The organism is Isoptericola luteus (genome assembly GCF_020297055.1).
Taxonomy (GTDB): Bacteria; Actinomycetota; Actinomycetes; order Actinomycetales; family Cellulomonadaceae; genus Isoptericola; species Isoptericola luteus.
The window spans coordinates 22,671-44,807 of sequence record NZ_JAIXCQ010000007.1; the positions used below are offsets into that span (position 1 = coordinate 22,671).

General features: G+C 73.5%; 20 protein-coding genes. 17 read left to right on the plus strand and 3 right to left on the minus strand.

The window, feature by feature from the left end:
• The first annotated feature begins 210 nt into the window (after positions 1 to 210).
• Complete coding sequence (locus LEP48_RS10995) at positions 211 to 1,788, plus strand: RNA polymerase sigma factor (RefSeq protein ID WP_225565644.1); 1,578 nt, start codon at positions 211 to 213, stop codon at positions 1,786 to 1,788.
• Between the two features lie 81 nt (positions 1,789 to 1,869).
• On the opposite strand, the gene LEP48_RS11000 is transcribed toward LEP48_RS10995, so the two are convergent.
• Positions 1,870 to 3,312, minus strand: coding sequence for an FAD-binding oxidoreductase (locus LEP48_RS11000; RefSeq protein ID WP_225565645.1), 1,443 nt, complete (start codon positions 3,310 to 3,312; stop codon positions 1,870 to 1,872).
• 119 nt (positions 3,313 to 3,431) lie between these two features.
• On the opposite strand from LEP48_RS11000, the gene LEP48_RS11005 reads away from it, so the two are divergent.
• Positions 3,432 to 5,039 carry a SpoIID/LytB domain-containing protein gene (locus tag LEP48_RS11005; protein WP_225565646.1) on the plus strand — a complete coding sequence of 536 codons (1,608 nt, stop codon included), beginning with the start codon at positions 3,432 to 3,434 and terminating at the stop codon, positions 5,037 to 5,039.
• A 132-nt stretch (positions 5,040 to 5,171) separates the two neighbouring features.
• Here LEP48_RS11005 and LEP48_RS11010 read toward each other — a convergent pair whose 3' ends face one another.
• Complete coding sequence (locus LEP48_RS11010) at positions 5,172 to 5,396, minus strand: DUF7455 domain-containing protein (protein WP_225565647.1); 225 nt, start codon at positions 5,394 to 5,396, stop codon at positions 5,172 to 5,174.
• Between the two features lie 116 nt (positions 5,397 to 5,512).
• Here LEP48_RS11010 and LEP48_RS11015 point away from each other — a divergent pair, with 116 nt between their 5' ends.
• The 4 genes from LEP48_RS11015 to LEP48_RS11030 all read left to right on the plus strand — a co-directional run bounded on the left by LEP48_RS11015 (position 5,513) and on the right by LEP48_RS11030 (position 9,164).
• Positions 5,513 to 7,639: a DNA gyrase/topoisomerase IV subunit B gene (locus LEP48_RS11015; RefSeq protein WP_225565648.1), complete on the plus strand. Its 2,127-nt coding sequence runs from the start codon at positions 5,513 to 5,515 to the stop codon at positions 7,637 to 7,639.
• Positions 7,640 to 7,735: 96 nt separating this feature from the next.
• On the plus strand, positions 7,736 to 8,149 hold the full coding sequence (locus tag LEP48_RS11020; protein WP_225565649.1) for a DUF4430 domain-containing protein: 414 nt from the start codon (positions 7,736 to 7,738) through the stop codon (positions 8,147 to 8,149).
• Positions 8,146 to 8,757 (plus strand): DUF6580 family putative transport protein, encoded by a 612-nt coding sequence (locus tag LEP48_RS11025; RefSeq protein ID WP_225565650.1) that lies wholly within the window; start codon positions 8,146 to 8,148, stop codon positions 8,755 to 8,757. Before LEP48_RS11020 ends, LEP48_RS11025 begins: the two co-directional genes overlap by 4 nt.
• A gap of 35 nt (positions 8,758 to 8,792) precedes the next feature.
• Complete coding sequence (locus tag LEP48_RS11030) at positions 8,793 to 9,164, plus strand: DUF2200 domain-containing protein (RefSeq protein WP_225565651.1); 372 nt, start codon at positions 8,793 to 8,795, stop codon at positions 9,162 to 9,164.
• A gap of 9 nt (positions 9,165 to 9,173) precedes the next feature.
• Here the strand turns inward: LEP48_RS11030 and LEP48_RS11035 are convergent, their stop codons facing one another.
• On the minus strand, positions 9,174 to 9,962 hold the full coding sequence (locus LEP48_RS11035; protein WP_225565652.1) for a uracil-DNA glycosylase family protein: 789 nt from the start codon (positions 9,960 to 9,962) through the stop codon (positions 9,174 to 9,176).
• A 181-nt stretch (positions 9,963 to 10,143) separates the two neighbouring features.
• Between LEP48_RS11035 and LEP48_RS11040 the strand changes: the two genes are divergently transcribed.
• The 11 genes from LEP48_RS11040 (at position 10,144) to LEP48_RS11090 (ending at position 22,121) form a co-directional block, all read left to right on the plus strand.
• Entirely contained in the window at positions 10,144 to 11,676 is a 1,533-nt protein-coding gene (locus LEP48_RS11040; protein WP_225565653.1) for an amidohydrolase family protein, read from the plus strand.
• Positions 11,673 to 13,334 carry a S41 family peptidase gene (locus tag LEP48_RS11045; protein ID WP_225565654.1) on the plus strand — a complete coding sequence of 554 codons (1,662 nt, stop codon included), beginning with the start codon at positions 11,673 to 11,675 and terminating at the stop codon, positions 13,332 to 13,334. The genes LEP48_RS11040 and LEP48_RS11045 overlap by 4 nt, the downstream gene beginning before the upstream one ends.
• Before the next feature lie 121 nt (positions 13,335 to 13,455).
• Complete coding sequence (locus LEP48_RS11050) at positions 13,456 to 14,313, plus strand: pyruvate, water dikinase regulatory protein (protein ID WP_225565655.1); 858 nt, start codon at positions 13,456 to 13,458, stop codon at positions 14,311 to 14,313.
• A gap of 26 nt (positions 14,314 to 14,339) precedes the next feature.
• A complete protein-coding gene (gene ppsA, locus LEP48_RS11055; protein ID WP_225565656.1) occupies positions 14,340 to 16,742 on the plus strand; it encodes a phosphoenolpyruvate synthase in 2,403 nt (800 codons plus the stop codon).
• 174 nt (positions 16,743 to 16,916) lie between these two features.
• Positions 16,917 to 18,056 (plus strand): ABC transporter permease, encoded by a 1,140-nt coding sequence (locus LEP48_RS11060; RefSeq protein WP_225565657.1) that lies wholly within the window; start codon positions 16,917 to 16,919, stop codon positions 18,054 to 18,056.
• The gene (locus tag LEP48_RS11065) at positions 18,053 to 18,766 is read left to right on the plus strand and encodes an ABC transporter ATP-binding protein (protein ID WP_225565658.1); all 714 of its coding nucleotides are present in this window, start codon (positions 18,053 to 18,055) and stop codon (positions 18,764 to 18,766) included. The genes LEP48_RS11060 and LEP48_RS11065 overlap by 4 nt, the downstream gene beginning before the upstream one ends.
• 55 nt (positions 18,767 to 18,821) lie before the next feature.
• Complete coding sequence (locus LEP48_RS11070) at positions 18,822 to 19,439, plus strand: TetR/AcrR family transcriptional regulator (protein ID WP_225565659.1); 618 nt, start codon at positions 18,822 to 18,824, stop codon at positions 19,437 to 19,439.
• A 94-nt stretch (positions 19,440 to 19,533) separates the two neighbouring features.
• Positions 19,534 to 19,671: a hypothetical protein gene (locus tag LEP48_RS11075; protein WP_225565660.1), complete on the plus strand. Its 138-nt coding sequence runs from the start codon at positions 19,534 to 19,536 to the stop codon at positions 19,669 to 19,671.
• The gene (locus LEP48_RS11080; RefSeq protein WP_225565661.1) at positions 19,671 to 21,359 is read left to right on the plus strand and encodes an FAD-dependent oxidoreductase; all 1,689 of its coding nucleotides are present in this window, start codon (positions 19,671 to 19,673) and stop codon (positions 21,357 to 21,359) included. Before LEP48_RS11075 ends, LEP48_RS11080 begins: the two co-directional genes overlap by 1 nt.
• A gap of 176 nt (positions 21,360 to 21,535) precedes the next feature.
• Positions 21,536 to 21,862 (plus strand): metal-sensitive transcriptional regulator, encoded by a 327-nt coding sequence (locus LEP48_RS11085; RefSeq protein WP_225565662.1) that lies wholly within the window; start codon positions 21,536 to 21,538, stop codon positions 21,860 to 21,862.
• Between the two features lie 88 nt (positions 21,863 to 21,950).
• A complete protein-coding gene (locus LEP48_RS11090; RefSeq protein WP_225565663.1) occupies positions 21,951 to 22,121 on the plus strand; it encodes a hypothetical protein in 171 nt (56 codons plus the stop codon).
• Positions 22,122 to 22,137 lie beyond the last annotated feature (16 nt).

Consider the following 22,137-nt stretch of genomic DNA (forward strand, 5'->3'; position numbering starts at 1 on the left):
ATCTTCGTGCGGCCCCGCACGTTCAGCAAGGACCGGAGATCCTCGGACGCAGGGTGAAGAGGCACGCGCCGGAGCGTGCGATGCCACGTCGTCGCGGGTGTCGCCGGTACAATAGGGGTGTCCGCTTGAGCCACGAGGTCCGAGAGTCCAGTTCTCTACCACGGCCATGACGGCGGAGCACCGTACCCTCGAATGCCGAAAGGTCGGTTTGTGGCGTCCACTGCGCAGAACCCCGCTCTTCCCCGTGAGTTCGAGCACCCTGCTCTGCAGGAGCTGCTCGCTCGCGGCACCGCCGCCGGTCGTGTCGACGCCGAGAGCTTCCGTGCTGCCTGCGAGGAGGCGTCGGTCGGCGACCCGAAGCGCTTGAAGGCGGTCCTCCGGTCGTTCGCCGCAGCAGGCGTCGACATCGGCGTGCCCACCGGCACCAAGGTGGCCGCGGCCACCACCAGCCGGAGCACCGCCGCACGGGCCAAGGCGCCCGCGACGAAGACGGCGGCCAAGACCACCACCAAGGCGGCCGGCACGACCGCGGCGAAGACGGCCGCGAAGGCCGCCGACACGTCGTCCGACGCCGAGGCCGCGGCGCCGGACGAGGCGGAGGCCCCGGCCAAGCCGGCCGCCCGCAAGACCACCCGGAAGCCGGCGACCCGGACGACCCGCGCGTCGAAGGCCCGTGCCAAGGACGAGTCGCAGGACTCCGAGGACGTCGACGACGCCGAGGAGGAGACCGCCACCGGCACCGCCAAGGGCGGCAAGGACGGCTCCGGCAAGCCCGAGGACGAGGCGAGCGGCTTCGTCGTCTCCGACACCGACGACGAGGACCAGCCGGCGCAGCAGGTCGTCACGGCGGGCGCCACCGCCGACCCGGTCAAGGACTACCTCAAGCAGATCGGCAAGGTCGCGCTGCTGAACGCCGAGCAGGAGGTCGAGCTCGCCAAGCGCATCGAGGCCGGCCTGTTCGCCGAGGAGCGGCTGTCCAAGGAGTACGCCGACTGGGACAAGACGAAGGCCAACGCCGACGAGCGCCGCATGTACCGCGACCTGCGGTGGATCGCGCACGACGGCAAGCGGGCGAAGAACCACCTGCTCGAGGCCAACCTGCGTCTGGTCGTCTCGCTCGCCAAGCGCTACACGGGCCGCGGCATGCTGTTCCTGGACCTCATCCAGGAGGGCAACCTCGGTCTGATCCGCGCGGTCGAGAAGTTCGACTACACCAAGGGCTACAAGTTCTCCACGTACGCCACCTGGTGGATCCGCCAGGCGATCACGCGCGCCATGGCGGACCAGGCCCGCACCATCCGCATCCCGGTGCACATGGTGGAGGTCATCAACAAGCTCGCACGCGTCCAGCGGCAGATGCTCCAGGACCTGGGCCGCGAGCCCACGCCCGAGGAGCTCGCCAAGGAGCTCGACATGACCCCCGAGAAGGTCGTCGAGGTCCAGAAGTACGGTCGTGAGCCCATCTCGCTGCACACCCCGCTGGGCGAGGACGGCGACTCCGAGTTCGGCGACCTCATCGAGGACTCCGAGGCGGTCGTCCCGGCCGACGCGGTGTCGTTCACGCTCCTGCAGGAGCGGCTGCACCAGGTGCTCGACACCCTCTCGGAGCGGGAGGCCGGCGTCGTGTCGATGCGGTTCGGCCTGCAGGACGGTCAGCCCAAGACGCTCGACGAGATCGGCAAGGTCTACGGCGTGACCCGTGAGCGGATCCGCCAGATCGAGTCCAAGACGATGTCGAAGCTGCGGCACCCGAGCCGCTCGCAGGTGCTGCGCGACTACCTGGACTGACCCGTCCAGCCGAGCTGCTCGGCCGGTGTCACGAGAGCCCCGTACCGCCGTCCGGTACGGGGCTCTCGGCGTCCTCGCCCGTCATCGTCCGCCGCGCGTCATCGACCACCGTGCGGAGGGGTCGAGCACGCCGTGCGGGTCGAGCCTGAGCCGCAGGGCGACCAGCCGTGCGTAGCTCACCGGGCCGTACGCGGTGCGCACCAGCGCCGCGGTGACCGAGTCGCGCGGTCCCGCCTGGTCGAGCATGGCGCCCCCGGTGGCCCAGGGGGCGAGGGCGCCATGCACCTCCTGGAGAGGGGCGCACTGGTCTGTCGGGGCGTCCGGTCCGGCCGGGGCGACCACGTGCACGGCGAACGCGGCATCACGACCGCCGACGGCGTCCGGGACGCCCGCGGCCCTGCCGATCGCCCCGCCGAGCAGCCGGATCTCCGCCGTGCGCACCCCGGAGCCGGGCGCGACCGCCCCGAGGAACGCGTCGACAGCCTCCGGCGGCAGGGCGCGCAGGAGACCACCGCGGTCGACGAGCGGCTCAGGTCCCCGCGGCTCGTCCAGGACGTCGCCGACCCGCGCGAGGCTCAGGTCGCCGACGGTGTCCAGCAGGGGCACCGCCGTCCGGCGCAGCGCGTCGACCCACGGGTGCGGCGCGTCGGGGTCGCCGTGCCGGGCGTAGCGGGCGGCGACCGTCGTGCGGCCGCGCAGGGGCACCGGTAGGCGGTGCGACCGCGGCAGGTCGACCCATGCCACCGAGGTGGACACCTCGTCCGGCAGGTCCGCGGCGAGCTCGCGCCAGCGGTGCAGCACCGCCGGGGCGTCGACGGCGTCGAACCAGAGCGTCCCGGCCCGGAGCGTCCGCGCGGGGAACAGGTCCACGGTCATCGCGGTGACGACGCCGAACGCGCCGCCCCCGCCCCGCAAGGCCCAGAACAGGTCGGGGTGGTGCGTCGGCGTGGCCGTCACCAGGGCGCCCGCCGGGGTGACGACGTCCATCGACCGCACGTGGTCGGCGGCGAGGCCGAGGCTCCGCGCGAGCGGTCCGAGGCCACCGCCGAGGGTGGAGCCCACCACGCCTGCCCGCAGTGCCGGGCCGCCTGCCGCCGCGAGCCCGTAGGGTGCCGCGGCGTCGAGCACGGCGCCCCAGCGGACGCCCGCCCCGACCGTCGCGGTGCGCGCGACCGGGTCGACGGTCACGCGGTCGAGCCGGGAGGTGTCGAGGAGGATGTCGGCGGGTCCGGTCGGCGTGGCACTGCGCCCGGTGCACCGGACACCGACCCCCAGGCCGTGCGCCGCGGCCAGCAGGACCGTCCGGGCGACGTCCTCGGCGCTCGCCGCCCGCACGACGAGCCCGGGCCGGTGCACCAGGGCGGGGTTGTCCCCGCCGAGCGCACGGCCGTAGCCGGGGTCATGTGGCCTGAGGACCTCGCCGGCGAGCACCTGCGCGAGCGCGTCCGCCGCGACGGCCGCCGATGCGGCCACGGGGGCGACCGCCGGGTCGTCGAGCCTCGTCGCTCCAGGACTGCCGGGCATCGATGGGCTCGCTCTCGTCGTCGGGCGTGTCCCGATGAGGGAGGGACGAGGGGCCCGTCTGTGACACGGGGACGGCCCTGCGTGGGGATCTCGCCGGGGTGGTGTGGCAGGGTGGCCCCGTGATCGACACCACGGCCGGGCAGGGCAGCCCGCGACGCCGCGCCGGGCTGCCGGCCGGGCTGCTGGCCGGGGTGGTCGCGCTGCTCGTCGCGGCGTCGGTCCTGGTCGCCCCGCCGGCCGACGCGGGCACGTGGGCGCTGACGGCCTCGGGGGGCGGCACGGTGACGGTGGGCGGCTCCACGACGCTCACGGTCGAGTACGCGAAGCGGGGCCGGCCCGCCATCGCGGCGGGGCTGGTGCTGGAGCGCCGGCAGGGCTCGTCGTGGCTGCGCGTGCGCACGGTGCGCACCGGCGTGACCGGGCGCGCCTCGACGACGGTGCGGCCGTCGTCGTCCACGACGTACCGGTTCGCGGTCGGCCGGGCCGTGAGCGCCGAGCTGCCCGTGCTCGTGGTCCCGGCCGGGTTCGAGGTCTCCGGCTCCGGCTCGGGGCACGGTGTGGGGATGTCCCAGTGGGGCGCCTACCAGCAGGCGCGCCTGGGCCGCACGGCAGAGCAGATCCTCGGCTACTACTACCAGGGGGCGACGGCCGCGACGGCGAACGACCCCCGGACGACGATCGACGTCCAGGTGCTCGGGCCGCCGACGGACAACCGCACCACGACGGTGCTGGCGATCGACTCGGGTGCCTGGCGGCTCCGGGACGCCACGGGGTCTGTGGTGGCCACCGGCGGCCCGCACCAGGAGGTCACCGTCTCGGCCGCGTCGGGCGGTGTGACCGCCCTGGTGACCCAGGACGGACGCACACGCGTCGGGGTCGGGGCGGTCTCCCGGCTGGTCTTCGAGTGGACGGGGACCCGGTACTACGCGCCGGACAGGGAGCCCGCGGTGGCGACGGTCGACGGCGCCCAGGGCACCTACCGGCACGGGCGCCTGGTGGTGACGAGCCGGTCCGCGCGGCCGAACGTCGTCAACCAGGTGGTCCTCAACACCGAGTACCTGTACGGCCTCGACGAGATGCCGTCCGCGTGGGGCACGCAGAGCGGCGGCGGGTCGGCGGCGCTCGAGGCGCAGGCCGTCGTGGCGCGCAGCTACGCGATCGTGGAGAAGCTCCGGGGTCTCGAGGAGGACTGCGCCTGCCACGTGTACGACGACACACGGTCCCAGCACTACACGGGGTGGACGAAGCAGGGTGGCGAGCTCGGGAGCATCTGGGCGGCGGCGGTGGACGCGACGGTGCACGACGACGCCGGCACCGTGACCGTGCTGCGCGGGGCCGACGGCACGATCGCGGAGACGCCGTACTTCGCGTCGTCGGGCACCGCGGGCGCTGCCGGGGGCACGGCATCCAACGACGAGGCGTTCGGCACCGGATCCCTGCCGCACCTGCGGCACGTCGCGGACCCGTACTCGCTGGCCGCGCCCGGCAACCCGGCCGCCGGCTGGAGCGAGCCGCTCTCGCAGGAGCAGGCGCAGGCGGTCTTCGGCCTCGACTCGGTGGCCTCGATCACCGTGACGTCGCGCTGGCCGAGCGGCCAGGTGCGCACGCTCACGGCGACCTCGGCGACCGGTGTGACCGTGGTCCGCTCGCGGACGGCGGACGCCTGGCGGACCTCCCTCGGCGTGCCCGCGTCCTGGGTGGAGGGGTTCACCCCGAGCGGGGGCTGAGGCCGGCGGCTCAATGCGCGCCAGGGCGCGCGCGGCGCGGACGCACGGGAGCCCCGCACCGTGTCCGGTGCGGGGCTCTCGTTGCTGCTCTCGTGGCTGCTCTCGTGACTGACGGGCAGCGGGCCGCCGTCGTCAGTCGGACTCGGGGCGCGCCGAGCCGTGCTCGGCGAACAGGCGGTCGGTCTCGTCCTGGACGTGGGTGGCCACGCCGGTGTAGGCGTCGGCGTGCGCACGTGCGTGGTGCCCGCAGAAGAGGAGCTCCCCGACGGGCAGGACCACGCGCACGTACGCCTGGGCGCCGCAGCGGTCGCAGCGGTCGGCGGCGGTCAGTGTCTGTTCGGTCGTCGTAGCGCTCACAGGACCATCCAACCATCCCGGTGCGCGACACCGTCCTCTACGGCGGCCCGGTTCGCTGCGGGCATAGCGGCGTGGGCCACACGGAACACCTGTTCGGGTCGTCTACCCTCGTTCCCGTGACAGCCACCTCCGAGTCCGGGTACACCGCACGCCACCTGTCCGTCCTCGAGGGTCTCGAGGCGGTCCGCAAGCGTCCCGGCATGTACATCGGGTCCACCGACTCGCGCGGACTCATGCACTGCCTCTGGGAGATCATCGACAACTCCGTCGACGAGGCCCTCGGCGGCCACGCGAGCACCATCCGCGTCGTGCTGCACGCCGACACCTCCGTCACTGTCGAGGACGACGGGCGTGGCGTGCCCGTCGACGTCGAGCCGAAGACGGGGCTCTCGGGCGTCGAGGTGGTCTACACCAAGCTGCACGCGGGCGGGAAGTTCGGCGGCGGCTCGTACACGGCCTCCGGCGGCCTCCACGGCGTCGGGGCCTCCGTCGTCAACGCGCTGTCCGCACGGCTCGACGTCGACGTCGACCGCGGCGGCAAGACGTACCGGATGACGTTCCACCGGGGCGAGCCCGGCACGTTCGACGACCCTCGCGGCGTCGCGTCCCCCGACTCGCCGTTCACGCCGTTCACCGACCACAGCGAGCTCACCGTCGTCGGCAAGGTCAAGCGCGGCGTCACCGGGACGCGGGTGCGCTACTGGGCGGACCGTCAGGTGTTCCCGAAGTCGGCGGTGTTCAGCTACGACGAGCTCGTGACCCGCGCCCGCCAGACGACGTTCCTCGTGCCGGGCCTGGAGATCACGGTGCGCGACGAGCGCGGCCTGCCCGGCACGCCGGGCGAGGCCGGGCCGCACGAGGAGGTCTTCAAGCACACGGGCGGCGCGGTCGACTTCGTCGAGTTCCTCGCCCCCGACAGCCCGGTGACCGCCACCTGGCAGCTGCAGGGCACGGGGACGTTCTCCGAGACGGTGCCCGTGCTCGACTCGCGCGGTCACATGTCGCCGCAGGAGGTGAAGCGCGAGTGCGAGGTCGACATCGCGCTGCGCTGGGGCGGTGGCTACGACACCGAGGTGCGCTCGTTCGTCAACATCATCGCGACGCCCAAGGGCGGGTCGCACCTGTCCGGCTTCGAGCAGGGGCTGCTCAAGACGGTGCGCAAGCAGATCGAGGTCAACGCCCGCCGGCTCAAGGTGTCCACGAAGGACGCGGCCGAGCGCATCGAGAAGGACGACGTCCTCGCGGGCCTCACCGCCGTCGTGACCGTGCGGCTCGCGGAGCCGCAGTTCGAGGGGCAGACGAAGGAGGTGCTGGGCACCGCGCCGGTGCGCGCCATCGTCTCCCGCGTCGTGGAGAAGGAGCTGCAGGCGCTGCTCACCTCCGCCAAGCGGGACGAGAAGGCGCAGTCCGCCCTGCTGCTGGAGAAGGTCGTCGCCGAGATGCGGGCGCGCGTCACGGCCCGCAAGCAGAAGGAGATCTCGCGGCGCAAGAACGCGCTCGAGTCCTCCTCGCTGCCCGCGAAGCTGGCCGACTGCCGCAGCGACGACGTGACGCGCAGCGAGCTGTTCATCGTCGAGGGCGACAGCGCGCTGGGCACCGCGAAGCTCGCGCGGTCCTCCGACTTCCAGGCGCTCCTGCCCATCCGGGGCAAGATCCTCAACGTCCAGAAGGCGTCGATCAGCGACATGCTGCGCAACGCCGAGTGCGCGGCGATCATCCAGGTGATCGGGGCGGGCTCGGGGCGGTCGTTCGAGCTGGAGGCCGCGCGCTACGGCAAGATCGTGCTGATGACGGACGCCGACGTCGACGGCGCACACATCCGCACGCTGCTGCTCACGCTGTTCTACCGGTACATGCGGCCGATGGTGGAGGCCGGGCGCGTCTTCGCGGCCGTGCCCCCGCTGCACCGCGTGGAGGTCATCGGCAACGGCCGGCGCAAGAACGAGTACCTGTACACGTACTCCGAGGCAGAGCTGAGGGCGACGCTGAAGAAGCTCGACCGGGCCGGCCGGCGCTACAAGGAGGACATCCAGCGCTACAAGGGCCTGGGGGAGATGGACGCCGACCAGCTCGCCGAGACCACGATGGACCCGCGCCACCGCACGCTGCGGCGGGTCACGGTCGAGCACCTGGAGGCCGCCGAGCGCGTCTTCGAGCTGCTCATGGGCAGCGACGTCGCACCGCGCAAGGAGTTCATCGTCGCCGGGGCGCAGACCCTGGACCAGTCGCGCATCGACGCCTGACCTGCGCGTCCGCGCGCCGTGGCCGGCGTGCCGACCGCGGTCCGGATCGTGGCCGCGCCCGGTCCGTGGCGGCGGAGCCGGGGTAGCCTCGGGAGCGTGAAGACACGACACACGCACGTCCTGCGCCGGGCGCTCGCGGCGGTTCCGGCGACGCTGCTCGCGGTGGGTCTCGTCGCGGGCTGCGGCGGCGCGGGCGAGGGCGGAGCGTCGCCGAGCGCACCGACGTCCGTGGACCCGTCGCAGCACGTCGCCGAGAACCTCACGGAGTTCTCCTACGAGGGCGAGGACGGCAGGACGGCGCTCGAGCTCCTGCTCGAGCACGACCCCGACGCCGCCGTGCAGGGCGAGGGCGAGAACGCGTTCGTCACCGGGATCGGTGGCCACGAGGCCGACGCCGACTCGGAGTTCTGGGCGCTCTCCGTGGACGGCGAGCAGGCGCAGGTCGGCGCCGGGTCGCTCGAGACGAAGGACGGCCAGGAGATCACGTGGACGCTGGAGGCGTTCGAGTGACCGGGACGTCCGACCGCCTGCTGGCGCCGATGACGGCGCACGACCTGGCGGCCCGCTGGTGGCGGCCCGCCCTCGCCGTCGTGCTCGTCGCGGCCGCCGTCGTGTGGCGGCTGGTGAAGAACGACCTCGGCGCACCGCCGAACCTCGAGCTCTCCACGGCGGCCGCCTTTGCGGCCGCCGGCCTGCTGCGGCACCGGCTCGCGATGTTCGCGCCCCTGGTCGTCGTGGCGCTGAGCGACGTGCTGCTCGGCAACTCGTCGGTGCTGGTGTTCACCTGGACGGCGTGGGCCGCGATCGGCGTCGGCGCGTGGTGGGCGGGCCGCGTGCGCGGCGGCGCCCGGGTCGTGGCCGCCCTCGGCTTCGGCGTGGGCAGCTCGCTGGTCTTCTTCCTGTGGACCAACGCGGGCGTCTGGTGGATCGGCCGCGGCACGTTCTACCCCGCGGGCTTCGACGGGCTGCTGGCGAGCTACGTCGCCGGCCTCCCGTTCCTGCGGCCCATGCTGCTCGGCAACCTCCTCCTGGTCCCGGTGGCAGCGGGCCTGGTCGCGCTGGTCGAGCGTCTCGAGCGCGTCGCCGTCCCCGTCGGCGCGGCGCAGCCCGCCCGGTAGTCTCGGCGGACCCGTCACGACAGAAGGCGACACCGATGCCCGCAGACCGTATCCGCCGGATGGCCTTTGCCACGCTCTACCCGTTGTACGTGCAGAAGGTGGAGAGGAAGGGCCGCAGCAGGGACGACGTCGACCGGGTCGTCTCCTGGCTCACCGGGTACGACCGGGCCGGGCTCGAGAGGACGATCGCCGACGAGGTCGACCTGGAGACGTTCTTCGCCCAGGCTCCTGCCATGAACCCGAGCTCCTCCCTGATCACGGGGGTGATCTGCGGGATCCGCGTCGAGGACATCGACGACCCGCTGATGCAGCAGATCCGCTGGATGGACAAGCTCGTCGACGAGGTCGCGCGGGGCAAGAAGATGTCGTCGATCCTGCGGGGCGGCGAGGCGGCGCCGTCCCGGTGAGCGTGCCCCTCAGGGCGACGGCACCTCGACGGTGAGGTTGGCGCGCTCCGCACCCGGCGGGTCGCCCGGACCCGCCCAGAAGTCGGTGCTGCGCATCCACGGCGGGATGCCCGCGGGCAGGTCGCGGCTCGGGATCCCGGGCAGCTCGCCCGGGGTGAGGTCGCCGCCGTAGGGGACCAGCGGCCGCACGACGTCGGGGGCGGTGACCCGGGCGTGCAGCCGGGACAGCGCCACGTTCCAGTTGTCGAGCAGGTCCCGGCGCGAGATCGGTCCGCCCGGCTTGTCGGCCGTCGGGTGCAGGGCGCGCTGGTGGAACACCGAGACCCCGGCGCCCTCGGGCGAGCCCAGGAACGTCTGCCACGCCTGGGACGCCGGGTTGCCGAACGTCACCACCGCCTCGACGCGCCCCGGCGCGAGCGCCGCCGCGAACCACCGGTGGCGGTACTCGAGGACTCCAGGGTCGTTCAGGTGCCCGAGCGCCATCGACTGGTTGTAGATGCCGTAGAGGAACGCGTTGACCATGAGGTAGCTCGACGTGAACCCGAGCTTCTCGACGAAGCCCTGCACCCGGCGCCCGGCCTGCCCCGACAGGATGCGCCGGGTGAAGGCCTCCGTCTGCGCCGGGTCCTGCCCGACGACGAGCAGCCGGGCGGTGCCGTTGGCGCGCCCCCGGTAGAACACCGGGCCCCACAGGGAACGGAAGCCGTCGGCGCCGCGGTACACCGTGTCGTCGGGGTACCGGCGGCACAGGGTCCGGAACCGGCGGGTGGGGCCCGTGTCGAACGCGTCGGTGATCATGGTGCCTCCTCGTCGGTCGTCCCCATCGACAAGGGAACGAGCGGGTGCGCGACCCGGACGCCGGGCACCGGGTGAAGTCGGTGCGGACGGCCGGTGCGGCGGCGTCGCACGTGCTGACAATGTGGGGGAGGTCCCGGTCGGGGCACCCGCCCGGTCCGGGTCGACCACGGAGGGCACGGCCATGTCGAAGCTGGTCATCACCGGGAAGGTCGCGCCGATGGCGCAGGGCGCGGCCGAGCCCCCCGTGCCCGGCCGGGTCTGGATCGACGGCGGCACGGTCGTCGACGTCACCACCGGACGCCGGCGGGTGGCGGGCTTCTCCGGCGCGGCCGAGGTCGACGTGGGCGACGCCTTCGTGCTGCCGGGGTTCATCGACATGCACAACCACCTCGCCTACAACGCGCTGCCCCTGTGGACCGAGCCGGGCCGCACCGAGCCGTGGTTGCACAACAAGCACTGGCCGGACGCGGACACCTACACCGAGTCGATCACCGAGCCCGCCTGGGTGTACGCCAAGGCCTGCCCCGAGGCGCTGCTCGCCTACGTGCAGGTGCGCGCCATGGCCGGGGGAGCGAGCGCCGCGCAGGGCTGGCCCACCGCCAACCGGGGGTACCGCACCGTGATGCGCAACGTGGACGCCGAGGACGTCGGCACCGGCCGGGACGACCTCGTCTACACCTCGGTGGTCACCAAGTCCGGGGAGGCGCTCACCACCGCCGTGCGGCGGATGGCCGCGGGCTCCGGGTTCATCTACCACTGTGCCGAGGGCCGCCGCGGATCCCGCGTGCTGCGGGACTACACCGACCTCGACCGTGCCGACGGGCTGCTGCGCACCCTCCTGGCCGTCCACGCGTGCGCCGTCGACGCCGAGCAGTGGGCCCGCTGGGACCCGCAGGAGGCGGGCGGCGTCGTCTGGTCCCCGCTGTCCAACCTCCTGCTGTACGCCGAGACCACGCTCGTCGACGACGCCCGTGCCCGCGGGATCACCGTCTGTCTCGGCAGCGACTGGGGCCCGTCGGGGTCGAAGAACCTCCTCGGCGAGATGAAGGTCGCCCGCATCGCCGCCGACCACCTCGGCTACGACCTCAGCGACGCCCAGATCGTCGAGATGGTCACCAGCAACCCCGGCACCCTCCTCGAACGGTGCTGGCAGCGGCCCGTCGGGCGCCTCGTGCCCGGGGCGCTCGCCGACGTGACCGTCGTCCGCGGTCGCGGCCGTGGGGACGCCTGGAAGCGGATCGTCGCCGCCCGGGAGCGGGACGTCGCGCTCGTCGTCGTCGACGGCGCACCCCGCTACGGGGACACCAGCCTCATGAACCAGGCCGCCGCGCCGCCGAGCTTCGCCGCCACCGTCGGCGGCCGACGACGGCGCGTCGCCCTGCCGGACCCGGCCGACCCGGAGCGGGCGTGGACGTGGAAGGACGTGCTCGGCACGCTGCGCGCCGTCCAGCAGGACCCACAGCAGGCGATCTCCAACGCCCAGGCCCGAGCCTCCGCCGGCCCCCGCTTCGCGCCCGACGCCGAGCTCGAGCTCTTCCTCGACATGCCCGACACCCGGCAGACCGGGCGGGCGGGCCCGCCCAAGAACCCCGACCAGGTCACGATCCCCCCGGTGCCCAGCCTGGAGCACGACGCGGCGTACTTCGACCTGCTCGAGGCGGCGCCGATCCCCGGTGGTGTCCTCGCGCCGCTGCGCGCGCGGTTCGGCTCATGACGTCGCCGAGCCGGGCGGCGGTCCGGGCGCGGGCCGGCAGCCGCCTGGACGACGTCGTCCCGTCCCGGGCGGAGGCGGGACCGGTGCCTGTGGTGCTCAGCGTGACGCAGCAGCACGACCTCGTGGACCTCTGGACCGCGCTCCTCGGCGACGTCTACGTGCACGACGCGCAGAAGCGCGCGCTCTACGGCTACGACCCGGTCCGAGGGCTCGCGGCGCTGCGCCGCGAGATCCCGTTCGTCGACTCCGCGGGATTCCTGCGGGCGCTCACCGCGATCGTCAACCGGCTGCGCGACCAGCACACCCAGCTCTTCGTGGGCGCGCCCGGGGCGGACGCCTACGTGGCGACCCTGCCGTTCCTCGTGGAGTCGTACGGCCCCTACCTGTCGCCCACGTTCGTCGTGACCAAGACGACCGACGAGGTGCCCGACCCGGCGTTCCGCGCGGGGGTGCGGCTCACCACCTGGAACGCCGTGCCCTTCGCCCGGGCGGTCGACCTGTTCGCGGAGACCCTGACGGGCGGGCGCCCGGACGCCCGCCGCGCCAGGGCGCTGGAGACGCTCACCCAGCGGCCGCTCGCGTACCTGCCCCCGCCGGACGAGCTGTGGGTCGACGTCGGCTACCGGTTGCCCGACGACCCGGCGACGGACGGTGACCGCACCGCCCGGTTCGAGTGGCGGGCGATCCGGCCGGGCGTCGCCGCGACGGCCGACGACCGTGTCGGCTCGCGGACGCACCGGGCGATCGACGTCGTCGGGGAGGCGACCCGGTGCGCGCGCAAGCTGTTGTTCGCCACCGGGCTGTGGGAGAGCGGGCGCCTCGACGTCCAGCCGCGGGCCAAGGGCACGGGCTGGCTGCGCACCGGCTTCGCGGACGCGGTCGCCGCCCGGCCCGTGACGACGTCGCACGGCACGTTCGGGTACCTGCGGATCTGGACCTTCGACGTCCGGCACCCCGGCAGGTTCGTGGAGGAGGTCGCCCGGCTGCTGCGTGCGCTGCCGGCCGACGGGCTCGTCGTCGACCTCCGGTCGAACCCGGGCGGCGTCATCGACGCGGCCGAGCGGCTGTTCCAGCTCTTCACGGACCGGCGGGTCGAGCCGGTGCGGTTCGCCTGCCGCGCCACGGCCGCGATGGCCGACATCGCGGAGGCGGACGGCAACGGCGCGGACCTCGCCGACTGGGCCGGGTCCCTGCGCGCGGCGCTCGACCTCGGCGAGCCGTTCTCGCAGCACCTGCCCGTCGCCGACCCCGACCTCTGCAACGGCGTCGAGCGGGCGTACGACGGCCCCGTCGTGGCCGTGGTGGACGCCACCACCTACTCGTGCGGCGACCTCTTCGCCGCCGGCGTCGTGGACCACGGCATCGGGCGGGTCGTCGCCGTGGGCGTGGCGACCGGCGGGGGTGGTGCGAACGTCTGGACGGGCGACGACGTCCAGTACGCCTACCACGCGGCCCACCGCACGCTCCCGCCCCTGCCGCCCGGGATCGGGTTCGCCCTCGCGGTGCGCCGGATGGTCCGGTCCGGGACCGGCGCGGGCCTGGCGATCGAGGACGTCGGGGTGGTCGGGGACGAGCGGTACGAGATGACCGAGCGCGACGTCGTCGACGGCAACCACGACCTGCTCGAGTACTGCACCGGGCTGCTCGCCGACGCGTAAGGCCCTGCCGCCACGTCGCGAGAGGTGGGCAGCGGTGACCGTTAGCCTGGGCGCGTGCACCCGGCGCGGCGGCGGCGCGGCGGCGGCGCGGCGGCGGCGGACGACAGGAGGCGGGCCAGGGATGGACGATCAGCGCAGGAGCGCCGGCGGCGCGACGCACGCCGCGCCGACGGGTGCACGGTCGGTGTACTTCGTGTCGGACGGCACCGGGATCACCGCAGAGACGCTGGGCAATGCGCTGCTCGCCAACTTCCCGACCCAGGTGTTCCGCCGCCACACCGTCCCGTTCGTCGACACGGTCGAGGGCGCTCGTACGCTCGTCGCCGAGATCGACCGGGCCGCCGCGAACGGCCCCGGGCCGGTCGTGTTCACCACGGTCAAGGCCCCGCCGGTGCGCGAGGAGCTCACCCGCGCGCGGGCCGCGCTGATCGACCTGCTCGGAGGGCACCTCGTGGAGCTCGAGGGCGCCCTGGGCACGACCGCGAGCGAACAGCTCGGCCGGTACCACGGGGTGGGGGACCTGGAGCAGTACTTCGCGCGCATGCGTGCGGTCGAGTACGCCATCGAGCACGACGACGGGCAGAGCCACCGCGCGCTCGAGCTCGCCGACGTCGTGATCATCGCGCCGTCGCGCTGCGGCAAGACGCCCACCACGATGTACCTGGCGCTGCAGTACGGGCTGCTGGTCGCGAACTACCCCCTGACCGAGGACGACTTCCCGACCGACGGGCTGCCGCGCGCCGTGGCGCCCTACGCCGAGCGCTGCTTCGGCCTGACGACCACGCCGCTGCGCCTGAGCCAGGTGCGGCACGAGCGCCGCCCGAGCTCGGAGTACGCGAGCCTCGCCCAGTGCCGTCTCGAGCTGCGCCGGGCGGAAGACCTCTACCGGCGCACCCGTGTGCCGTTCCTGAACTCCTCGACGAAGAGCGTCGAGGAGATGTCCGCGGTCATCCTGCAGTCCATGAAGCTGCGCGACTGACCGAGCACCCCACGAGAGGGACGACGATGTCCAACATCCTCTGGTTCGACGAGATCGGCATGGACGACCTGGCCCAGGTGGGCGGCAAGAACGCCTCCCTGGGCGAGATGGTCTCCCGGCTCGGCGCCGCGGGCGTCCGCGTGCCGGGCGGGTTCGCGACGACGGCCGACGCGTACCGGCGCTTCCTCGCGCACGACGGCCTCGCCGAGCGCATCCGTGCCGCCGTCGAGCCGCTGGACACCGACGACGTCGCCGGGCTCGCGCGCGTGGGCGCGACCGTGCGCGGCTGGGTCGAGGCGCAGCCGTTCCCCGCCGACGTCGAGTCCGACGTCCGCGCCGCGTACGCGAAGCTGGTCGGCGACGGTGCCGACGGTGCCGACGGTGCCGACGGCGAGCAGGTGACGTGGGCGGTGCGCTCGAGCGCCACGGCCGAGGACCTGCCCGACGCGTCGTTCGCCGGGCAGCAGGAGACGTTCCTGAACATCGGCGGCATCGACAACGTCCTGCACGCGATGCGGTCCGTCTTCGCCTCCCTGTACAACGACCGTGCGATCGCCTACCGGGCGCACCACGGGTTCGACCAGCACGACGTCGCGCTGTCGGCCGGGGTGCAGCGGATGGTCCGCTCCGACGTGGGGGCGTCCGGAGTCATGTTCACGGTGGACACCGAGTCGGGGTTCGACCAGGCGGTCTTCGTCACCAGCTCCTACGGGCTCGGCGAGGCGGTCGTGCAGGGGGCGGTCAACCCGGACGAGTTCTACGTCTACAAGCCCGCGCTGCGTGCCGGGCGGTCCGCGATACTCAAGCGCTCGGTGGGAGAGAAGGCCGTCGCGATGCGCTATGCGGACGGCCGGCACGTGGGCGGCAGCACGGTGTTCGCGGACGTCGACCCGGCCGATCGCGGTCGGTTCTCGATCACCGACGACGAGGTCACCGAGCTCGGCCGGATCGCTCTCGTCATCGAGGAGCACTACGGGCGGCCCATGGACATCGAGTGGGGCAAGGACGGCGTCGACGGGCAGCTGTACGTGCTGCAGGCCCGCCCCGAGACGGTGGTCTCGCGGGCGTCGGCCAACGTCGTGCGCCGGTTCACGCTCCGCGAGCAGGGCCCCGTGCTGCTGGAGGGCCGGGCGATCGGGCAGAAGATCGGCGCGGGCCGGGTGCGGGTGCTGTCCTCGCCCGAGCAGATGCACGACTTCGCCCCCGGCGACGTGCTGGTGGCGAGCATGACGGACCCGGACTGGGAGCCGATCATGAAGCGGGCCGCCGCCATCGTGACCGACCGCGGCGGGCGCACCTGCCACGCCGCGATCATCGCGCGAGAGCTCGGCATCCCCGCCGTCGTGGGGACGGGCTCGGCGACGCGGGCCCTGGCCGACGGGCAGGAGGTCACCGTCTCGTGCGCGGACGGCGACGAGGGACGGGTGCACGAGGGCCTGCTGGCGTTCGACGAGGACGAGACCCGGCTCGACGACATGCCGGAGCCGCCGGTGAAGATCATGCTGAACGTCGGCACGCCGGACCAGGCGTTCTCCTTCTCGAGGCTGCCGCACCACGGGGTCGGGCTGGCCCGGCTCGAGTTCATCATCAACCGGCAGATCGGCATCCACCCACGCGCCCTGCTGGAGGTGGACGAGCTGCCCGACGCGCTGCGGGGGGAGGTCCGCAGCAGGGTCGGCGCCTACCCGTCGGCGCGCGAGTACTTCGTGCAGCGGGTCGCCGAGGGCGTCTCGACGATCGCCGCCGCGTTCGCGCCGGAGCCCGTCATCGTGCGGCTCAGCGACTTCAAGTCCAACGAGTACGCCAACCTCCTCGGCGGGTCGCTGTACGAGCCCGACGAGGAGAACCCGATGATCGGCTACCGCGGCGCGTCGCGGTACCTCTCGCCCGACTTCCGCGCGTGCTTCGACATGGAGTGCGAGGCGCTGCGCCGCGTGCGCGACGACATGGGGCTGACGAACGTCCGCCTCATGGTCCCGTTCGTGCGCACCGTCGCCGAGGCCGAGGGGGTCGTCGAGCTCCTCGCCGAGAACGGGCTCCGCCGCGGTGAGAACGGCCTGCAGCTCGTCATGATGTGCGAGGTCCCGTCGAACGCCCTGCTCGCCGACGAGTTCCTGGCGCACTTCGACGGGTTCTCCATCGGGTCGAACGACATGACCCAGCTGACCCTCGGCCTGGACCGGGACTCCGCGCTCGTCGCGCACACCTTCGACGAGCGCGACCCCGCGGTGCGCGAGCTGCTCGGACTCGCGATCGACGCCTGCCGACGCCAGGGCAAGTACATCGGCATCTGCGGCCAAGGGCCGTCCGACCACGCCGACTTCGCCGAGTGGCTCGTCGAGCGGGGGATCGAGTCCGTCTCCCTCAACCCGGACACCGTCGTGAGCACGTGGCTGGCACTCGCCGCGAGGGCGCAGCCGGCACGGTGAGCTGAGCGGCGCACGGCCCGCCGCGATCGTCCCCGACGGCCGCGGCGGGCCCTTGCCTGGCCGGGGCCCCGGAGCATGAGCAATCCCACACCGGGCGGACACGGGTTGCCGTCATGCCGTTGGTAACGTTGCCGACGGTGCGTCGGCAAGTAGTGCCGACCTGAGAGGAGAACTATGTTCCTGGCCTGGCGCGAGCTGTGGTTCGCGCGCGCACGATTCGGCCTGATGGGAGGTGTCGTCGCTCTCATCGCCGTTCTCGTCGTGATGCTGTCCGGCCTGTCGTCCGGCCTGGTCAACGACGGCGTCTCCGGTCTGAAGAAGCTGCCCGTGAGCGCCTTCGCGTTCGGCGAGGACACGGCGATCGACTCCGCGTTCTCCCGCAGCACGGTGGACCGCGACCAGCTCGCGCAGTGGGCCGACCAGGACGGCGTCGCCGAGGCGGCGCTGTTCGGGAACCAGCTCGTCAACGGCGAGGGCCCCCACGACGAGCCCGTCGACCTGGCCCTCTTCGGCGTCGAGGCAGGTTCGTTCGTGGCGCCGTCGGCCGAGGACGTCATCGAGGGCACCGCGCTGAGCGGCGAGAACGGCATCGTCGTCAGCGAGACCGTGACCGACCTCGGCCTCGGCCTGGGTGACACGGTCACGATCGACCGGCTCGGTACCGAGCTCACCGTCGTCGGGATCCTCGACGGACAGCACACGTTCGGCCACGTCGACGTGGCCTACGTGCCGATGGGCACATGGCAGGAGATCCACGCCGGCATCCCCGAGGGCGCCGAGGCGCGACCGGAGATCTACGACGGGGCCACCGCGATCGCCCTCGCCTCCGCGTCCGGCGAGGACATCGACCGCGCCGCCGGGGACGCGGCCGCCGCCACCACGACGGTGAGCCTCGAGGAGTCGTTCGACGGCTCGCCCGGCTACGCCGCCGAGACCCTCACGCTCGAGCTGATCCAGGTCTTCCTGTACGCGATCTCCGCGCTCGTCGTCGGCGCCTTCTTCATGGTGTGGACGATCCAGCGCAAGCACGAGATCGCCGTCGCCCGCGCCATGGGCGCCTCCACCGGCTACCTCGTCCGGGACGCCCTCGGGCAGGCTGCCGTCGTGCTCGTCGTCTCCACCGTCGCGGGGATGGGAGTGGGGGTCGGGTTCGGCGCGCTCCTGAGCTCGTCGCCCATGCCGTTCGCGCTCGAGGCGGCCCCGCTGGCCGCCGCCGCGGTGCTCCTGATCGGGCTCGGGCTCGTCGGGGCCGCCGCGTCCGTCGGCCGCATCGCCCGTGTCGACCCCCTGACCGCACTCGGAGGACAGCGATGACGAACACCGCAGAACAGCTCGCGGGCCGCGCCTCGCGCACCACGGAGGGCCTCGCGCTCGAGCACGTCTCCCTGACGCTGGGCGACGGCGACTCGACCGTCACGGCGCTCGACGACGTCGACCTCACCGTGCCGAGGGGTGAGCTCCTCGCCGTCGTCGGCCCGTCCGGCTCTGGCAAGTCCAGCCTGCTCGCCGTCGCCGGAGCGCTCATCGCGCCGACGTCCGGAGCCGTGCACCTGGACGGCGTGGACGTGCTCGCCCTCAAGGGCGGCCGCCAGGCGGCGCTGCGACGCGAGCGCATCGGCTTCGTGTTCCAGTCCGGCAACCTGCTTCCCGCGCTGACGGCCATGGACCAGCTCCGGTTCGCCCTGCACGTCGCCGGCGTCCGCGGCACCCCGGGCCGGGACCCGCGAGACCTCCTGGAACAGGTCGGGATGGGCCACAAGGCCGGCCGTCGTCCGCACGAGCTCTCGGGCGGGGAGCGGCAGCGGGTGGGCATCGCCCGTGCGCTGGTCACCACACCCGGGCTGCTCCTCGTCGACGAGCCGACCGCCGCGCTGGACCGGGCGCGCAGCCACGAGGTCGTCGAGCTGCTCGCCGCGGAGACGCACGAGCACGGGGTCGCGACCGTCATGGTCACCCACGACCACGACGTCCTGGAGCACTGCGACCGGGTCGTCGAGATGGAAGATGGAAGACTGAGCGCTTGACCAGACGCTCTCGGGCCCCGTACGCGAGGCCCGAGAGCACGTCGAGAGGAACGTCGTGCCGCGGATCAGTGCCCCCACCGTCGCCGAGCACCGGGCGGCTCAACAGCGTGCGCTGCTCGACGCCGCCCGGGCCATCCTCGCCGAGACGGGCCGCCCCCCGACGTTCGCGGCGCTCGCCGAGCGGGCGGGGCTCGCGCGGCCCAGCGTCTACCAGTACTTCCGCTCCGCCGAGGACCTGCTGCGGGCCATGGTCGAGGACATCTTTCCCCGCTGGTCGGCGACGGTCGCGCAGGCGATGGACGAGGCCCCGGACGACGCCGCCCGCGTGCTCGCCTACATCCGGGCCAACCTCGAGCTCGTCGCCGAGGGCGAGCACGCGCTCGCGACGGCGCTCGCGAGCATCGGCCCGGCGAGCGCGGTCGCCGAGGGCTCCCGGGTCATGCACGACGAGCTGCTCCAGCCCCTCGCCGACACCCTGCGCGTGCTCGGCGTCCGCGACGTGACGCGCACCTCCGAGCTCGTCAACGCCGTCGTGAACTCCGGGTCGCGCATGATCGAGTCCGGCGCACCCCTGGAGCAGGTCTGGGCGAGCGTCGAGGAGCTGGTCACGCCCTTCGTCGAGTCGCTGGTGCTGCGGTCCGTCGGGCGGGTCGACGAGCCGCTGGGCGCGTAGCGGCCCCTCGAGACCGGCGGGCCCGGTCTTCCTCTGAACGGTGCGGCGCCCCCGCGTGTTCGCGAAAATACCCCTGGGGGTATACCGTCGGGCCATGGCAACGCGAGAGATCACGACGGACATCCCGGGGTCGCCGCAGCTCGAGCAGGTGATCACCGGCGTGCCGGGCCCGGACATGGACGACGTGCGGGCGAAGGTCGCCGAGGCCCGCACCGAGGGCGGTGTCCTGTGATGAGGATCGTCGTCGTCGGCGGCGTCGCCGGGGGAATGAGCTGCGCCGCGCGTGCCCGCCGCCTGGACGAGCGGGCCGAGATCATCGTGCTCGAGCGCGGCGAGCACGTGTCGTACGCGAACTGCGGGTTGCCGTACTTCGTCGGCGGGGAGATCCGCGACGAGGCCGCGCTGCTGGTGCAGACGCCCGAACGGCTGAAAGCCGCGCTGAACCTCGACGTCCGAACCGGGAACGACGTCGTCGGACTGGACGCCCAGGCGCGCGAGCTGACCGTGCGCACCGCGGCGGGGGATCGGTCGCTGTCCTACGACGCGCTGGTGCTCTCGCCCGGCGCGCGCGCGTTCCGGCCGCCGGTCCCCGGCCTGGACTCGCCGCGGGTGCAGACGTTGCGCACCGTTCCCGACGCCGTCGCCCTGCACGACGAGGTCGCAGGGGGAGCGCGGCGTGCGGTGGTGCTCGGCGCCGGGTTCATCGGCGTCGAGGTCGCCGAGGCGCTCGCCCAGCAGGGCGTCGAGACCACGATGGTGGAGCCGGCCGGCCAGGTGCTCCCTCCGCTCGACGCGGAACAGGCGTGGCCGGTGACGCAGGAGCTGCGCCGTCTCGGCGTCGCCGTGCGCACCGGGGTCGCCGCCGAGGAGGTCCTGCCGGGCCGCGACGCCGACACGGTCGTGCTCTCCGACGGCACCCGGCTGACGGCCGACCTCATCGTCCTGTCGGCGGGCGTGCGGCCCGACACCGAGGTCTTCGAGCGGGCCGGCGTGGCCTGCGAGCGGGGCGCCATCGTCGTCGACGAGCACGGCGCCACGTCGCTGCCCGGCGTGTGGGCCGTCGGCGACGCCACCGTCAGCACGGACCCGGTCACCGGCGTCCGCCGGCCGGTCGCCCTGGCCGGGCCCGCCAACCGCGCCGGGCGCCTGGTCGCCGACCACATCCTGCGGCGGGGCACCGCGCGCCCCGTCCCGCAGCCCCTGGGCACCGCGATCGTGCGCGTCGGAGAGCTGACGGCGGCGATGACCGGGGCGAACCGGGCCGCGCTCGACGCCGCCGACGTCGCGTACCGGACGTTGCACCTGCACCCGAACCAGCACGCCGGGTACTTCCCGGGCGCCGCGCAGATCCGGCTGAGCGTGCACGTCCGCACGCCCGACGGGCTGCTGCTGGGGGCGCAGGCGGTCGGTGCCGACGGCGTCGACAAGCGCATCGACGTGCTCGCCACCGCCATCCGTGCCCAGATGTCCGTGACCGACCTGATCGACCTCGACCTGGCCTACTCGCCCCCGTACGGGCAGGCCAAGGACGCGATCAACCTGGCTGGCATGGTGGGCGCGAACGTGCTCGACGGCACCCTGGCGCTGTGGGACGCCCGCGACCTCGACGCCGTCCGGTACGAGTCACTGGTCCTCGACGTGCGCAGCGCCGCCGAGGTCGCCACGGGCATGATCCCCGGCGCCCTGCACGTGCCCCACACCGAGCTGCGCGGACGCCTCGACGAGGTCCGCGAGGCCGCGGCTGGCCGTCCCGTGCGGGTGACGTGCGCCTCGGGGGTCCGGTCCGCCATCGCCCACCGGGTCCTGGTCCAGGAGGGGTTCGACTCGGCGTCGCTGTCCGGCGGGATGCTCACCCTGCGTGCCGTGCTGGGGGAGCGTGCCGAGGAGCTGCTCACCGCACGCCAGGTGCAGCCTGCCTGAGCTGGGTGTGCGGGCGACCTGCCGGTCCGACGCCGGCGAACGCGTGACGGGCGCCTGTCCCTCCGCCCTGCTGACTGCTCGGGACCGCCGGTCCCCGAAGAGCCCCCACCACGGGTACCCGATGCCCGGGACGTCGTCGACATCGCCCCCAGCGGGGCGGGAAGGAAGCAGCGCACATGACCCCCACCCCTGAGACACCAGGATCAGTCGTGACCGGCACCTCTGACGAGGCCGAGCGCCGTGCGGCGGCACAGCGCCGGGTCGCGAACCGGCTCCGCCGCGCCCGCGGCCAGCTGGACGCCGTCATCACCGCGGTCGAGTCCGGCACGTCGTGCCGCGACGTGGTCACGCAGCTCGCCGCCGTCAGTCACGCGCTCCACCGCGCCGGGTTCGTCGTGGTCGCCAACGCGATGGAGGACTGCGTCACCGAGCCCGACAAGACCAAGAACCCCCAGGGCATGACCACCGACGAGCTCGAGAAGCTCTTCCTCACCCTCGCCTGATCCAGCACCACCCGGGCCGCGGAGCACCGTGGTCCCCCGGGGCCCGGCGACGACTCGCCCGAGGTCCACGAGTTCGAAGGAGACCACCATGTGCCGAGCCGTGAGCTGCAAGACGTGCGGGAAGACGACCTGGGCCGGGTGCGGCCAGCACGTCGACGACGTGATGCGCGGCATCCCGGCCGCCCAGCGCTGCAAGGGGCACGCTGACGAGCCGCCGGCCACCGGCACCAGGTTCTTCGCCCGCCTCTTCGGGCGGTAGCCCAGCGTCGCCGGGG